Raw genomic sequence first — 16069 nt, 5'->3', positions numbered from 1 at the left:
TTATTCTCCCACCTTTGGTATTAGTATTCCTATAATAGCTCCTTGATCTCTATTTTTCATATACATTTGACTTCTACCCTTAAAAAATATATTCAATCTCTCTTTAACATTTTTTAAACCAATTCCAGTTGTATGCCCTTTAGGTTTCTCAATGCCTTTATCAAAGTCAAAACCCTTACCATTATCTCTCACTTCTATCCTGATATACTCATTTTCATCTTTTATTGATAACTCAATTATCCCTTTATCTTCCTTGCCTTCCAGACCGTGAATAAAAGCATTTTCTACTATAGGCTGTATTGTCAAAGCGGGAATATAATATTTTAGCACGTTTTCATCAATATCTTTACAAAACTCTATCCTATCTAAAAACCTAATTCGCTGTATATTTACATATTCTTCAACATTCTTTAACTCTTCATATATTCTAACACTGCTATCAATTTTTCTTAAATTGTACCTTAGTATGTCAGATAGCGATTCAATTAAATCACATGTCTTTTCCCCACCTTCTAACAACGACATTTTCGCAATAACATTTAACGTATTAAATAGAAAATGAGGATTAATCTGTGATTGAAGAGCTAAAAACTGTGCTTCTTTTTCCAACTCTGCTTTTTTCTTAATTTCATCTAAAAGAAAGCTAATATTGTTAATCATCTTATTAAAAGCTTTTGCCAAAATGCTTAATTCATCATTACTCTCTATTTCGATAATTCCCACATCAAAATTTCCTTTGGAGACTTCTTTTGCTGCTTCAGTTAATTTATTTATACTTTTAACCATATTAATAGAGAATATATAAGCAAATACTAGACTTCCAAATAGAACTATTCCCAACATAAATATCAATATATTAAATAATCTATTGTTGTGCTGAATCATAATACTGTAATTTTCAAACCCACTTTTCGATAGATTATAATTAATCTCTTCTAAAGCTTTGAATATATATCCATATACTTTATTCGAATTATTATAATTTTCAATATATCTTTCATCAGCGGAAGATAGCGCTATCCTAAAAGTTTCTTCACTATATTTTTCGTAACTATTTAGTAAATTCAACAAGTCCTTAGTTATCATATAATTATCTTCTGTAATATTAGTTTCTTGAAATTTTTTTATCGTTTCTCTAGCTTCGTCAATAGATGAATATATTAAATCAATATAATTTGTAGATCTAGTCAACAATAGCTTGTCCAGATTTTTTTTGCTATCTCCTAAATAACTTTGTATTTCGTTTAACATTAACATACTTTCAATAAAGCTATTATATGTTTTAGTAAGAATAGAATTAGTATATAAAATATAACCACTTAAACAAGTTAAAACAATAATTATTATTACATAACTAATAATCAATTTTTTCTTAATAGAAATATAGCTACTTTTCATCTAATGACCCCTTATTAATATATTTCAACTCAATAAAAATAGTATCATCTATAAATTCTTCTTCCTTTATTTTATACATAGTTTCTACGGCTTTATAACCCATTTTATACGGATCTCTAACTACTGTTCCTTCTATTACTCCTTTCTTAATAAACCTTAAGGTACCCTCTAAATCTCCCATTCCAACTAATTTGATTTTACCAACCTTATTTTGCCTAACAATTACTTGTCCTGCCATAAAAGTTGCATAAGGATCAATACATATAATTCCCTTTAATTCTCTATTATTTATAACCATATCTTCTATAACTTTGTAAGTATTGACTCGTTTTGTATCAATGTAACGTGTATCTACAATTGATACACTATCATATCTAGAAACTTCACCATATATTCCTGTTAACATAAAACTATTTTCCTCACTGTTCATTACGATACCTATATCACCTTTATTATCTATCGATTTAATTAACTTTTTTGCCAGCACTATCCCTGTATAATAATTATTCGTACCTATAAAAGCATCTCTTTTACTTTTCAGAACATCAACGTCTAAAGTTATAAAAGGTATTTTTTTATCTATTGAACGATTTACAATATTTTCGTATTTTTTCTCATTTAATGCATAAGAAATAATTCCGTCAGGAGAAGATTCTATTGCTCTATCAATTAAATCTAAATGATTATCTATATCAAAATAATCTTCTTTTAATATGCTTAATGTCACATTATATTTTTTAGCTGCTTTTTTTGCACCATCTACTACTTTATTCCAAAACACATCATCTTCTTTTAATACAAGAATAAAATGATATTTACCTTCTTTTAGAAAATCATAGTTCTGATATTTAAAAGTTAAATAATAACATTTTATTAAAGATGTTAAACTTATAAAACCTACTACTAATAATAAAAATATGGTGAAAATTACAAAATATTTTTTCATAACATCCTCCAAAATATATACTAAAGACCCTGAAAACTATCAGGGTCCATTGAATTGCTGTATATATATTATAACACTTATTTCATTTATTTACTTTTCTTTTTAGTGTATATATCAACAAAAACTGCCACTACTAATATAATACCTTTTACTATTAACTGCCAATAAGCCTCTGTATTTAATATACTCATACCATTGTCTATTGAAGCCATAACTAAAGCTCCTAATACTGCACCAAGTACAGTACCTTCACCACCTAATAATGAAGTACCTCCTATAACGCATGAAGCAACGGCATCTAACTCAAACCCATTACCTGCATCAGTTGTTGCTGTTCCCAATCTAGCAGTTAATAAAATCCCTGCTATAGAAGCCATAAGCCCTGATATTATAAATATCTGAAGCGTTCTTCTCTTGATATTTATACCAGAAAGCTTTGCTGCCTCTTTGTTACCACCTATTGCAAATACCTGTCTACCGAACCTAGTTTTTGTAGTTATAAAATTCAAAACAAGTGCAAGTACTAATACTATCATAATAGGTACAGGTATTCCCTTATATGAATTCATAACCAAAACAAACAGCATAATAGCTATTACATATATTGCTAAATATATTAATTCTACTGCTAATGGTTTTACTTTAAATCCAAATTTCATTCTATCTTTTCTCTTTTTAAAAGTACTCAATATTATTACTATGCAAGCAATAATCCCTAACACAAGTCCAATAGACTTAGGTAAATATGCAGTTCCTAAAAATCTAAAAGAAGCTTGGCTTATTGGTATAGACTCTCCTCTTGTAAGCCCCATTATAGCTCCTCTATATGCAAGCATTCCTCCTAATGAAGCTATAAAAGCTGGTACTCCTGCATTAACCCAAGAACCTGTTATTGCACCTAATATCGCTCCTAATATCAATGTTAATATTACTGCTAAGAACGGATTTAAACCAACTTTATACATTAATAATGCAGCAACTCCACCTGTTAAACCAACTAAAGAACCAAGTGATAAGTCTATGTGCAAATCTACTAATATCATAAACATACCCATAGCCAATACAGCTGTTACAGCCATTTGTCTAAATAAATTCGATAAGTTTCTAGGTGTCAAAAATGTTCCACTCTTATCTAAAAACGTAAACAATACCCATATAGTAACAAGAGCTATTACCATCGTATACTTTCTTATATTTACATGTCTTTTCTCTTTTTTCTTTGTTAAAACATCACTCATTTATCGCTCGTCCCCTTCCCGTTGCATAATACATTATCTCTTCTTGTGTAACATTTTCATTATCAAGTTCTCCCTTAATCTCACCTTCATGCATTACCAATATTCTATCTGACATTCCTAATATCTCTGGAAGCTCTGATGAAATCATAACTACAGCTACACCTTTTTCAACTAACTTGTTCATAATATTATATATTTCATATTTAGCACCTACATCTATACCTCTTGTAGGTTCATCTAAAAACAATACTTTAGGATTAGTCATAAGCCATTTAGCTAAAACTACTTTCTGTTGATTTCCTCCAGACAAATTACCGACTTTTTGCTCTAATGATGGAGTTTTTACTTTTAACTCTTCTACATATTTCTTTGAATAAAATATCTCTTTGTTTTCATCTAATATACCTTTTGTCATTACCTTATCTAATGCTGCTAACGTAGTATTCATCATAATACTTTGATCTAGAATAAGCCCATTACCTTTCCTGTCTTCAGTAACTAATGCTAAACCATGTTTTATTGCATCACTTGGAGATTTTATTTCGACTTTTTTACCCTCTAAAAATATCTCTCCTTCGACTAAATCATCATATGCACCAAAAATACCCATAACTAATTCTGTCCTACCTGCTCCTACCAATCCTGAAATACCCAATATTTCTCCCTTTTTAACTTTAAAAGATACATTATCAACAAGTTTTCTATGAGGCATATTAGGATCATAAACAGTAAAATTCTTTACTTCTAAAATAACTTCCTCACCTTTATGAGAAATTTTAGGATATCTCTCAGTTAATTCTCTACCTACCATGCCTTTAATAATAGTATCTTCATCTAATTCCTCAACAGGATAAGTATCTATAGTTTGACCATCTCTCAATATAGTAACTGTATCAGCTATCTGGAAAATTTCTTCTAATTTATGAGTAATTATTATAAAAGTTATACCTTTATTCTTAAGCTCTTTAATTATTCTAAAAAGAGTTTCTACTTCTGTTTCAGTTAAAGCCGCTGTCGGCTCATCTAGAATTAAAACCTCAACATCTTTAGATAAAGCCTTTGCTATTTCTACTAATTGCTGCTTTCCTACTCCTAAAGTACTTACTCTAGTTACAGGATTTATATCAATCCCTAATCTATCTAATAACTCTTTTGCCATATAATTTAATTTATCATCATCTATAGTAGTCCCTTTGAATTTCAATGGCTCATTAGCTAGATAAATATTTTCAGCCACCGTCATTTGAGGAACTAATGCAAGTTCTTGATATACTATCGCTATCTTCTTTCTTTCTGAATCTTTTATGCCATAAAATTTCTGGACTTCGCCTTTCAAAATTATATCGCCCTTATAAGTACCGTATGGATATACACCACTTAAAATCTTCATAAGAGTAGATTTTCCAGCTCCATTTTCTCCACACAGGGCATGTACTTCTCCTTTTTTTACTTTAAAATTAACATTATCTAGTGCTTTAACACCAGGAAATTCTTTAGTAATTCCCTTCATTTCCAAAATATATTCACTCATATTTAAGGACACCTCCAAAATAGAAAAGAAAAACTGTAACTTACCTTTAATCTTTTGTAATTAGAAAAGAGGTTAATAGCATAACCTCTTTTATTTTTCAAACTATTTTTGCTTTGGTCTTTGATCTTCAGGTACATTCTTGTACACTTCTTCATACGGATGATATCCATCTTTAATAATAGTATCCATCATATTATCTTTATCAACTACTATTGGCTCAAGAAGTACTGATGGAACATCTATCTTACCATTATTTACAGTAGCATTCGTTTCAACCTTTTCTTTTTTAGCTAATTTAATAGCAACATCTAATGCAGTTTCAGCTAATTTTGGTATTGGCTTATAAACAGTCATTGTTTGCAAACCTTCAACTATTCTTTGACAAGCTGCTAATTCTGCGTCCTGTCCAGTTACAGGCACTTTTCCTGCTAATTGCTGTTCTGATAATGCAGATATTGCACCACCAGCTGTACCATCATTAGCACAAATTACTGCATCAATATTATTTTTATTAGCTGTTAAAGCATTTTCCATATGCTTTTGTGCTTCTGAAGGCTGCCAGTCTTTAGACATTTGGTCATATACTAATTTTATATCTCCTTTTTCAATAAGTGGCTTTAAAATATTCATTGCACCTTTTTTAAATAAATGTGCATTATTATCTGTTGGAGCACCACCTATATAAACATAATTTCCTTTTGGCACTAATTTAGTTATATATTCAGCTTGCAATTCTCCAACTTTCTCATTGTCAAAAGATACATAAACATCAACATCTGAATTTTTAATTAACCTATCATATGAAAGAACCGGTATACCTTCTTCATGTGCTGCTTCAACAATAGTTGCCGCAACCTCAGCATTATGAGGTGCAACCATAAGTACATCTACACCTTGTGAGATCAAATTCTCAGCTTGTGCTATTTGCTTATTATCATCTCCATTAGCCGCTTGAATTAAAATTTTAACTCCTAATTCCTTAGCTCTTGCCATTAAAGTATCTCTATCTTTTTGCCATCTTTCCTCTTTTAATGTGTCCATTGAGAACCCTATTACTATTTCATCATCTTTGTTGGCATCCGATGACTTATTAGTATTGTCGCTTGAACATCCTGCAAAAATACCTGTAGTTAAAACTAAAACCCCAACAAGTGCAGTAGCTTTTTTTAGTTTTCTTAATACCATTTAATCCCCTCCTCAAAGTTTTGAAAATGTTTTCCTCGAGTTTCATTATAGCATGGTATATTAGTAAATATTTGTCCAGTTTCTTCATAATAAAGCTAATATTAAATCTTCAGAAAAATAGTTTCTTGACTTTTTTGACCTGCTAATAATAGAACAACAAAAAAAGTAAGAATTTTATTCTTTTTTCCTTTTTGAGTAACACTAAATTTCATAATAAATATTATATTAATTATAAGACTCAATTTACAGGAGGAAGATTAGATGCTTCTTAAAAAATTATTTAAGAAGAAAAAAGTTGTACATAAAAGCGAAGTTAATAATGCAATTTTAATGCTTGAAAAAAAGATAAACATACTAAAAAAAGCAAGTAACAATATGGATACTAAAAAAAAATATATCCTCCAAACAATGGAGGATATAATCAAGCTATTTAAAGAAATCGATTATGAAATACTTAAAACGCACTATCATCTTGAAGATTCTGATAATGAAACATATTACCGTGTGTTTATTAGTTTTATTTATAAACACTTAAATAATGTCGAAAAAGAAGATTCAGAAAAACTATTAAAGGATTTAAAAAAACTTTTAGCAATCTTAGATGTTCTTAAAGAGTAGTTTTATGCTACCTCAACTTCTTTATTCTTAGCATAATACTTTTCTTCATCAAATTCTCCTTCTGATTTTGAAACAACTATTGTACAAACCGCATCTCCAGTAATATTTACAACTGTTCTACACATATCTAATAATCTGTCTATACCTATTATTAATGCAATACCTTCAACTGGTAACCCTACAGATTGAAGTACCATTGATAAAGTAATAAGCCCTACTCCTGGTACACCAGCAGTACCTACTGAAGCTAATGTTGCAGTCAATATAACTGTTAGAAATGCTTGTAATGAAAGATCAATACCATACACTTGAGAAATAAAAATTACAGCAACCCCCTGCATTATAGCAGTTCCATCCATATTTATTGTTGCACCTAGTGGTAATGTAAATGAAGCTATATTTTTAGAAACTCCACATCTTTGTTCTACTGTTTCAATTGTAACTGGTAATGTACCATTACTTGAAGCTGTTGAAAATGCAACACTCATTGCAGGTGCAAAGTTTTTAAAGAATTGTAAAGGATTTAACTTGCCTAATCCCCCTAGTATCCCCATATAAGTCAAGCTTGCATGTATTAAAAGTGTTAATATAACAGCTATCATATATTTTAACAATGGAACCATTGCATCAAAACCAACAGTTGCAAAAGTTTTAGTAATAAGTGCAAAAACTCCGTATGGTGCTATTAACATTATTATCATTACCATTTTCATCATTATTTCATTTAGAGAATTAAAAATATCAATTACTGGTTGTGCTTTTTCTCTTATAAGAGCCATAGTTACACCAGTCAATAATGCAAATATTATTATTTGAAGCATAGTACCATTTGCAAGTGAAGCTATTGGATTTCTAGGAACCATATCGATTACAACATCAACAAATGATTTAGCAGTTCCAATTGTAGGCTCTTTTTTAAGTACATTAGATAAATCTAATCCTATACCAGGATCTATTATATTTGCCACAATCAACGCGAGTGTTATTGCAATACATGTAGTTATTAAATAAAAAGCTATAGTTTTAACACCAACTCTTCCAAGTTTATTTACATCTCCTATAGCTGAAGCTCCAACAACTAATGAAACAAATACTAAAGGTACAACTAGCATCTTAATAGAATTAATAAAAATCCCACCAACTAATCTTAATATACCATTGATAATTATTGTATCCTTGATATAACCTGCTGGCAGCTTATTTAGAATAATCCCAAAAAATACACCAAGTATTAAACCAATTAGTATTTTTTGAGTAAGACTAGTTTTACTTTTCACACCATTTCCCCCTTTTCTACTTTTAATATTAATATTTTGTAATAATTATAGGGGGTAGCAATCACTAAAATACAAAATAATACAAAAATATACACAGAATTTTCTTAAAAATGAATGTATAAAGTTATTAAAATTCACTATACAATAATAATCCCTCTATAAACTTAAGAACTTTAATTTTACCACCTATAGTCCTCTTTCCTCTAATAAGATCCATTTCTGCTTTTATATCTTCAAAGTCAAATAAAGTATTTGAGTATCTAACAAAAACATCATTTAAGTTGTCTTCTAAACCCAAATTAGCTATATTAACTAATGCTTTATTAATAGCTCTCCTAATTCTTTGTTCCATAGCTTTTGGGCTATTACTCAAAATACTACAAATGTCACTAATTTTAATATTAGAAGGTTTTAAATTATTGCTAAGTATATAGTTGCAAATATCAATTATATCCTTACTTCCTTTTTCTCCTAAGATTCCTAATTGACTCAATATAAGTTTTATCTTTACTTCTCTATCTCGCTTTTTATATCTCTGACTATTTAACTCTAAATCTTCAAACATATGCTTGATTCCCTTTAATGTTCTCTCCATCTTTATTTTTTCTGAAACATTTTTTATTACTTTTACTATCTCAATAACATTAACTGGTTTACTTATAAAAAAATCAATCCCTGCACTATAAGCTTTACTTATCAATTCCTTTGAAGACACTTGTGAAATCATGATAAATTTTATTTGGTTATTATAACTTCTAATTTCCTTTACTACTTGTATTCCATCTTTATCTGGCATTAGCAAATCTATTAAAACAATATCTGGTCTTCTTAAAAGTATTTCATTTACTACATCATCTCCACTTAGCGAATATCCGACTAATTCGCCTAATTCCTTATCTTCTATAATATTTTCAATAACTCTAATTACACTATAATCATCTTCAACAATATAAAATTTCAATTCTCATCAACCTCCAATACTTTTTCTGGTATTGAAATTTGAAAAACAGTTCCACCTTTATATTTTGAGCTTACTGTTATTTTACCTTTAAAATAATTCTCTACCATATCTTTAACTAATGTAAGCCCTATGCCTCTATTTAAGTCGCCTGTTTCTGGATTAAACTTAGTAGAAAAGCCTGGATCAAAAATGTTTTTCATATCTCTTTCCCTAATCCCTTCACCATTGTCATAAACTTTAAATATATGATAACCGTCTTTTTTATAATGAACTACCATTATAAATCCATTTTCTTCTGTTTTGTTAATAGCTTCAATAGAATTATTAATCAAATTTCTAAGTAGCGAAATAATATGATAATGCTCTTTTGTTTTAAAATTATCCCCTACTTGAAATATTAGATTTATATTCAAATTCTCATTTTCTAAGTATCGTCTAGTGCTTTCATGCAATATATAAAAAATATCTTTAAGACTCATACTTGAATATTCAATCTTTCTTACAGTAGTTTCTTCTATACCCTTTATAACTCGAATATAGTCCTTTTTAATTTCATGTACATCTTTAGCTATAGAAAGTGATAAGTTTTTCAAATGACTTAATGTTTTATCATTAGAAATTGCTTCATATAACTTAAATGAATTATTCATTACCTTTTCTATATAATCAATATTTTTTTTCATAAAATATATCTCACTTTTAAGACTAGATGTTAATAAAACCAATTTTCTATATCTATCTTCATGCTCTTCTTTTATCAACAATAGTTTATAATACTTTATAACTGATAGTAATGATATTGAAATAAAGGTTCTAACCAAAGCAACTAAAAATAATATTTTTACAGCTGCTGCAATATTATTTAAAGTTATTTTATCTAATCTCAACAGTATTTCACAAAAATTTGCAACAAGGTCACAAGCCAATACCCCCATAAACAACAACAAGAAATTTTTTTCCTTATTTTTTAAATCAAATATATGAAAACAAATTCCAAATATCGTATAGAAAAATAACACAGGATAATTCACAGCAAAACTCTGCTCAAAACTCAAATGACTAATTAATAGCAAAAAATATCTAAATAAAAATACAGTTAAACTTGTAACTATCGATGTAACAATAGGATCCAAACTCTTATACCAAAAAAGTCCAAAAGTAAAAATTATTACTGCAAGAGATATTCTAAAATTTTCAACTATAAAACTAAAATAAAATTGCGATATAAGTGTAACACTAAGAGCCAGAAAAAACATTTTTTTAATTTTCACCATACAATCACCTCTATATCATATAAATTCATATTAACATAAATTTAAAATTTTGAAAAAAATCATACTAGTATAGTTTTAAATTGTTTAGCCATACTAGTACTATAATCTTTTGAGGAGGTAATATAATGGCTGATTACAAAATTCAATTCTGTGAAAATAACTTCAGTTTTGGAACAGATAAAATTATAGAAATGTTAGAGAATGAAATAGATGATGATATTGAAATTGAAGTTGTCTCATGTCTTGGATTTTGTGATGATTGTTCTACTTCACCTTTTGCTCTAATAAATGGAGAAATTGTTCAAGCTGATACACCTGAAGACTTGTTTGAAGAGATAAAATCTTATATTTTGTAATTTAGGAATATAATTTACTATAGATTATAAAAAAAGATCTCTTAGCCGTAACTAAGAGACCTTAACAATCTACTCTTGATTTACTAAAATAACAGATGCAATTTCTTTATCAACAGCAACCTGTGTATAACCTACTTGAAATACATAAGACGGAAATGTTTGTATCATCTTTATTTTCATCCCAGGTAAAATACCCATGGCCATAAGCTTTCTTAATATAGACTTACTATCTGTATCTAACTCTGCAATAATGCCCTCTTCACCACTTTTCATTTTAACGGCAGGAATTACTTTAGAACCATCATGAGCTTTAGTCATTTCTTTTCCTCCATTTCTTAATAAGTTGTATTAGTTTAGGCTCTTTAGGTATTTCAAAACCACAATTAGGACATTTATACTTATTACAACTTTTATTTAAAGGACAACTCTGACAACCTTTTTTACTTTCATTTTCATCAAACTCATATCCACAAAAACTACATTTTATCATGCTAACACCCCAAATATACCTAACATCCAATTAAGTACAAAGCCTGCAACAAAAGAGAATATTAAAATAAATGTTCCCATTAAAATAGCAGTTTTTGTACCTCTTTCTTTAATCATCATTGCAAACTGAGCAACACAAGGAACAAATAATGTTAATGTTGCAGCTGCTACTACAAGCTGTCTTGGAGATAAAATTCCTGCCTGCTGCAAGTCATAAAGTCCTGCTGCTCCATAATCTCTTCTAAAGAATCCAAAAAGAAATACTTTTGCTACATCATCTGGTAATCCTATCACATTTACAGCAGGTTTAAGCATATTTACTAAAACATCAAATAATCCAGTTATATTTCCAAACCAAATTAAAACACTAGCAAATATAAACAAAGGTACTATTTCAATAAAATACCATTGCATTCTAGTATAAGTTTTTATCAGTATATTTGTCAATTTTGGCAATCTAAGTGGCGGTACTTCCATATAAAAACTTGGTCCTTCACCAGGCATAATCTTAGATGTTAAGTAACCTATAAATAAGAATACAAATACCATAAATATTATCCAAACTAATAGTGCCTTAGGTTCACCTGATAATAAAGCTAAAATTACACCTAATTGTGCAGAACATGGTATTGCCAAAGCTAATAATAAAGTAGCAATAATTCTTTCCCTTTTAGTTTCTAAAGTCCTACTTACCATAGTTGCCATAGTATCGCAACCAAAACCTAAAGTCATAGGTATAACTGCACGACCGTTTAACCCTATTTTTTTGAATACTCTATCTACAAGCATTGCTAATCTAGGTAAGTACCCACTGTCTTCTATAATAGAAAATGCAAAGAAAAATGTTCCAACTATAGGTAAAACAATAGCAGCAGCATATCTAATACCAAGCGTTATTATTCCATACTCATTAGCAATTAGATCTTGTAACCATTTCCAAGGTATAATTGTATTTACTATTCCATTAACCCATGGATTTACATATGCTTCAAATATTTGAGATTCTAAAAAATCTACTACTGTACCTGCTCCAAATTCACCTACAAATTTATACAGTCCAAAGTATATAACAAGCAGTAAAATAGGAATACCCGTAACAGGATTCATAGTTAATTTGCTAAAAAAGTTAGATATACTGCTTTTATTTTTCTCTTCTTTGGTAACAACTTTACTTGTAATATCTTCAATGACTTTTTGTCTAGAAAGAGCTATAACATAACTTAATGGTTTATCATATTTCTTCTTAGTTCTTTTGATTATTTCACTTATTTTAATATAGTTACTTCCCTCAGTTCCCTTTACTTTTTCAATAATATCTTCATCTTCCTGTAATAATAGTAAAGCTATAGACCTCTTTGAAAGTACATATTCGCCTTTTAAATTATCTATAATATCTTCTATTGAGTTTTCGATAGTTTCATCATATTTAAAATTAAGCTGCTTTGACATACCTTCCAACCCTTTCTTTTAAAGTGTCTATTCCTTTGTTTAAAGCTGCTATAGTAGATATAACTGGAATTCCTAAATCTCTTTCCAACTTAGCAGTATCTATTTTAAGTCCCATTCTTTCTGCTTCATCCATAATATTTAAAACTAATATAACAGGCAATCCACTTTCTATTAACTGGATAGTTAATGGTAACATCCTCTGTATATTCTTAGCATCTATAACATGAATCACAGCTTTAGGCTTTTCTCTAAGTAAAAGTTCTCTTGTTACCTTTTCTTCCTCTGTAATACACATAAGAGAATACATACCAGGAGTATCTATTATCTCATATTCGGTATCTCCAATCTTTCCTTTTCCTCTAGAAACTTCAACTGTTGTACCAGGATAATTTGAAACTGTAACATACGCTCCAGTTAATATATTAAACAATACACTTTTACCGACATTTGGACTTCCAACCAAAGCAATCTTTTCTAACCCCTGTGTATTTTGATTAACTTCACCATCACAACTATTAATCCCTAATAGCGTAAAAGCTAGTTTTTTATACCATGGTCTATTTTGACAGCATTCCATAGGAGAACCCCCTTAAATCTATATTGATAATCATTATCAGTTCAAAGTCTAAATTTATGCCCTCTTATCTTATAATCCAATGGATTTCAACAAAATCTTCCTTAATTTATTCAAATCGAAGATTTTGTTCCAAAAACTACAAAGAGAGCTTTTTAATACCATTCTTTTCTAATACATCATATGCGTAAATAAGAATTATTATCAATCTCAATAGTATTATATATTATCATTTTTAGTTTTTCAAGTAATATTTTATTTTTGTAACTTTTCTTTTCTCTATTCATCATAATAATTCTCCGCTTTTCTATTTCTAACTTTTAAAGATGCTACAGTAAATATAATAATTGGCAAAATAATCTGGAATAATATTGAAACATAAGGCCATACATTAAAGACCCAAGCATGAAATTCAATCGAACTATTAAATATTAAATATGATAAATTTAACAACATAAATAAAATAGGTGTTACAATAAATCTATAGTCACTACAATTAAACACTTTAGAAACTCCTATGCATACAGCTAACATACACACATTAAGTTTTATAAAACCTCCTAATAAATATATAAATGCAATTATTATTTCAACACTCTTTAGAAAATCACCAATATTAACTCTAGTAGCTGTTATATATGTAGGAAAATACATGCTCGAAATCATATTGACCCCTGAAACTAGAATATTTGTTAATGAAACAGCAAGTATGATTACTCCTCCAATTAGCAGCCCTAAAAAATAAACCTTGGTATAAGAGCTTTTCCTTTTCAATTTCGCAAAAATCATTATAAAAACTACTGTTTGAGAAAATGGAAATATTAAAGATTCTAATGCTCCTTTTAAAACTGGTTTTAGACCGTCATAAAAAATTGGAAGCATATTATTTACATCCATATCACCAATCAACAAAAATATTATAATTACTATCAAAACAATTAAGATAGGTAGAAAAAATTCTCCCCATCTTGCCATAACCTCAATACCTTCCTTTAACATCCAAATACTTAAAAATGAAATAAATATCATTGGTACAATCATTGGCGTTTCTGGTGCTGCTACTACAACATAGAATTCTCCAAATTCCCTCAATATTAATGAACTTAAAATAAATAAAAATAAAATATATAATACTGCAATAACTTTACCTATAACTTTTCCAAAACAAATTTCTAAAATATCAAATAAATCCTTTCCCCAGAATTTCTGATGTAGCCTAGTAAATATTAATAGTAGTGGTAATGCAATAATTATTGCCAAAATGTTCGCTAACCATAAATCCCTCTTTGCCTGAAGTCCTGCAACTAAAATTGTAAATGTACCTATAATAAACATAATTACTAAAGATATACCCTGTTTATCAGAAATAACTTCTTTGCTCAAAATCATTACCTCCAATTCATTTCCCTAAACAAAATAACAATTTTCTTTATAAATACAGCAGGACTTGGTACCTTAATTCCAATGCTTAAGAGTAAACTTATTAAAAAAGATATGATAAAAAATATCGAATACAATACTAGTTCTCTTTTTCGTTTTTTCTTAGTCATTGGGAATATCTCAATAATTCCTGTTAATAAATAAGCTAATATTACAAGTAAAACTATCATGTATCATTCTCCTACTTTTATTGGTTTTAGTGTTAATGCACTCTCTTTTATGTTTATCTTTGTATTAACCTTGATATCTAATTCAATAAATACTTCTTCCCAATCTTTCTTTATCTTTTTCCACACCTTGGGCATTGTTCTGCAAATAGCATTACTAAATCCAAAAATATCACTTTTGTACTCTTTTTGAACTTTTTTAATTACTTTCTCAATTTGTTTTCTTATTAACATTTCAGCATCTTTTTTTACTTTTTCACGACCTTTATCGCTTATTAAATCTTGAGTACTATCTATTTCTGCTATACCTACATCAGTTACTACATCTATATTCATAACTAACTTTCCATCTCTTAATTCTGGTTTTAACTTTGTTTTGCTTTTAAATATTTCTAATGTCACGTCTGTATTAAAATCTGTAACATTTTTTATAGATATTACTCCTCCTTTTATTTGATTTCTAATAAATAACAAACTTCTAGTTTCTATTCCATCTAGCCAACCTACCATTTTTTCTTTTTTAAAAACAGCAGTTCCATATATTTTGGGAATTTTCTCTTTCTTTTTATTTACTAATTCAGTTGTTGGAAGAAATGGTGAACTTCCTTCTTCTGAAAGAGTTTTTACAAAGTCCCAAAATTGAACCCCTTTATATTTGGAAATGCTCGCCTCAGTTTTTAACATATCGTGTAAATGGAAAGAAACAGTATCATGAATTTTTGCTGTACCCTCTTCTAAAATTACTTTAGCAGTTTTATCTTTTGATACTAATAACCACACATCAGTTCTTAATTCAGCATCTCTTATAAAAAGATCTAAGACAGGTACTATTCCTTCTTTTGCTACATCTTGACTCAAAATCACAACTCTCAAATGACTCCAATATAACTTAACTCCTGTTTCAGCAATAAAATTCCTTACTGCATCAAATAGAGTATCTCCTTCCATAGTATAAACTTCTGGCTTCATGTTAAGTCCATCACTAGCCTCAGGCAGCATAATTTCAACTGTCATTATGTATCTGCCGTTTTCTTTATTCTTATCTAAAGCCATTCCACCTACAATTGCAACTTCATTAATTTCTCTATAATTCCAGCATGAAGTGAAATTTAAAGTATTTATAAATAATAATATTATTAAAATGATTTTCTTTGTAGATTTCATAA

The 16069-nt window shown here is 28.8% G+C and carries 17 protein-coding genes; 2 read left to right on the top strand and 15 right to left on the bottom strand.

Annotated features, from left to right (window positions below; all coding sequences use genetic code 11):
* From BFN48_RS00185 to xylF, 5 genes are all read right to left on the bottom strand, one after another.
* Nucleotides 1-1398 carry a sensor histidine kinase gene (locus BFN48_RS00185; protein WP_069648870.1) on the bottom strand — a complete coding sequence of 466 codons (1398 nt, stop codon included), beginning with the start codon at nt 1396-1398 and terminating at the stop codon, nt 1-3.
* Complete coding sequence (locus BFN48_RS00180) at nt 1388-2344, bottom strand: substrate-binding domain-containing protein (RefSeq protein ID WP_069648869.1); 957 nt, start codon at nt 2342-2344, stop codon at nt 1388-1390. The genes BFN48_RS00185 and BFN48_RS00180 overlap by 11 nt, the downstream gene beginning before the upstream one ends.
* Before the next feature lie 86 nt (nt 2345-2430).
* Nucleotides 2431-3582, bottom strand: a complete 1152-nt coding sequence (locus tag BFN48_RS00175) for a sugar ABC transporter permease (RefSeq protein ID WP_069648868.1) — start codon at nt 3580-3582, stop codon at nt 2431-2433.
* Nucleotides 3575-5113 (bottom strand): xylose ABC transporter ATP-binding protein, encoded by a 1539-nt coding sequence (locus BFN48_RS00170; protein WP_069648867.1) that lies wholly within the window; start codon nt 5111-5113, stop codon nt 3575-3577. Before BFN48_RS00170 ends, BFN48_RS00175 begins: the two co-directional genes overlap by 8 nt.
* 102 nt (nt 5114-5215) lie before the next feature.
* Nucleotides 5216-6298 carry a D-xylose ABC transporter substrate-binding protein gene (gene xylF, locus BFN48_RS00165; RefSeq protein WP_083238712.1) on the bottom strand — a complete coding sequence of 361 codons (1083 nt, stop codon included), beginning with the start codon at nt 6296-6298 and terminating at the stop codon, nt 5216-5218.
* Between the two features lie 261 nt (nt 6299-6559).
* On the opposite strand from xylF, the gene BFN48_RS00160 reads away from it, so the two are divergent.
* Nucleotides 6560-6916, top strand: coding sequence for a hypothetical protein (locus BFN48_RS00160; protein ID WP_069648866.1), 357 nt, complete (start codon nt 6560-6562; stop codon nt 6914-6916).
* A 2-nt stretch (nt 6917-6918) separates the two neighbouring features.
* On the opposite strand, the gene BFN48_RS00155 is transcribed toward BFN48_RS00160, so the two are convergent.
* From BFN48_RS00155 to BFN48_RS00145, 3 genes are all read right to left on the bottom strand, one after another.
* Nucleotides 6919-8193 (bottom strand): dicarboxylate/amino acid:cation symporter, encoded by a 1275-nt coding sequence (locus BFN48_RS00155; RefSeq protein WP_141706095.1) that lies wholly within the window; start codon nt 8191-8193, stop codon nt 6919-6921.
* Nucleotides 8194-8320: 127 nt separating this feature from the next.
* Nucleotides 8321-9154, bottom strand: a complete 834-nt coding sequence (locus BFN48_RS00150) for a DNA-binding domain-containing protein (protein ID WP_069648864.1) — start codon at nt 9152-9154, stop codon at nt 8321-8323.
* Nucleotides 9151-10428, bottom strand: coding sequence for an ATP-binding protein (locus BFN48_RS00145; RefSeq protein WP_069648863.1), 1278 nt, complete (start codon nt 10426-10428; stop codon nt 9151-9153). Before BFN48_RS00145 ends, BFN48_RS00150 begins: the two co-directional genes overlap by 4 nt.
* Nucleotides 10429-10553: 125 nt before the next feature.
* Between BFN48_RS00145 and BFN48_RS00140 the strand changes: the two genes are divergently transcribed.
* Nucleotides 10554-10784: a DUF1450 domain-containing protein gene (locus BFN48_RS00140; RefSeq protein WP_069648862.1), complete on the top strand. Its 231-nt coding sequence runs from the start codon at nt 10554-10556 to the stop codon at nt 10782-10784.
* 69 nt (nt 10785-10853) lie between these two features.
* Here the strand turns inward: BFN48_RS00140 and BFN48_RS00135 are convergent, their stop codons facing one another.
* The 7 genes from BFN48_RS00135 to BFN48_RS00105 form a co-directional block, all read right to left on the bottom strand.
* A complete protein-coding gene (locus BFN48_RS00135; protein ID WP_069648861.1) occupies nt 10854-11102 on the bottom strand; it encodes a FeoA family protein in 249 nt (82 codons plus the stop codon).
* Complete coding sequence (locus BFN48_RS00130) at nt 11095-11274, bottom strand: hypothetical protein (RefSeq protein WP_069648860.1); 180 nt, start codon at nt 11272-11274, stop codon at nt 11095-11097. The genes BFN48_RS00135 and BFN48_RS00130 overlap by 8 nt, the downstream gene beginning before the upstream one ends.
* On the bottom strand, nt 11271-12722 hold the full coding sequence (locus BFN48_RS00125; protein WP_069648859.1) for a ferrous iron transporter B: 1452 nt from the start codon (nt 12720-12722) through the stop codon (nt 11271-11273). Before BFN48_RS00125 ends, BFN48_RS00130 begins: the two co-directional genes overlap by 4 nt.
* A complete protein-coding gene (locus BFN48_RS00120) occupies nt 12706-13299 on the bottom strand; it encodes a FeoB small GTPase domain-containing protein (RefSeq protein ID WP_069648858.1) in 594 nt (197 codons plus the stop codon). The genes BFN48_RS00125 and BFN48_RS00120 overlap by 17 nt, the downstream gene beginning before the upstream one ends.
* A 276-nt stretch (nt 13300-13575) precedes the next feature.
* Nucleotides 13576-14679: a GerAB/ArcD/ProY family transporter gene (locus BFN48_RS00115; protein ID WP_069648857.1), complete on the bottom strand. Its 1104-nt coding sequence runs from the start codon at nt 14677-14679 to the stop codon at nt 13576-13578.
* Nucleotides 14680-14684: 5 nt separating this feature from the next.
* Nucleotides 14685-14906: a hypothetical protein gene (locus BFN48_RS00110; RefSeq protein ID WP_069648856.1), complete on the bottom strand. Its 222-nt coding sequence runs from the start codon at nt 14904-14906 to the stop codon at nt 14685-14687.
* A 3-nt stretch (nt 14907-14909) separates the two neighbouring features.
* On the bottom strand, nt 14910-16067 hold the full coding sequence (locus BFN48_RS00105; protein WP_069648855.1) for a Ger(x)C family spore germination protein: 1158 nt from the start codon (nt 16065-16067) through the stop codon (nt 14910-14912).
* Nucleotides 16068-16069: the final 2 nt, after the last annotated feature.

The organism is Caloranaerobacter ferrireducens, from assembly GCF_001730685.1.
In the GTDB taxonomy this organism is placed as follows: Bacteria; Bacillota; Clostridia; order Tissierellales; family Thermohalobacteraceae; genus Caloranaerobacter; species Caloranaerobacter ferrireducens.
Note: the sequence above shows the minus strand (reverse complement) of the source record. Positions and strands in the feature narration are given on the sequence as shown.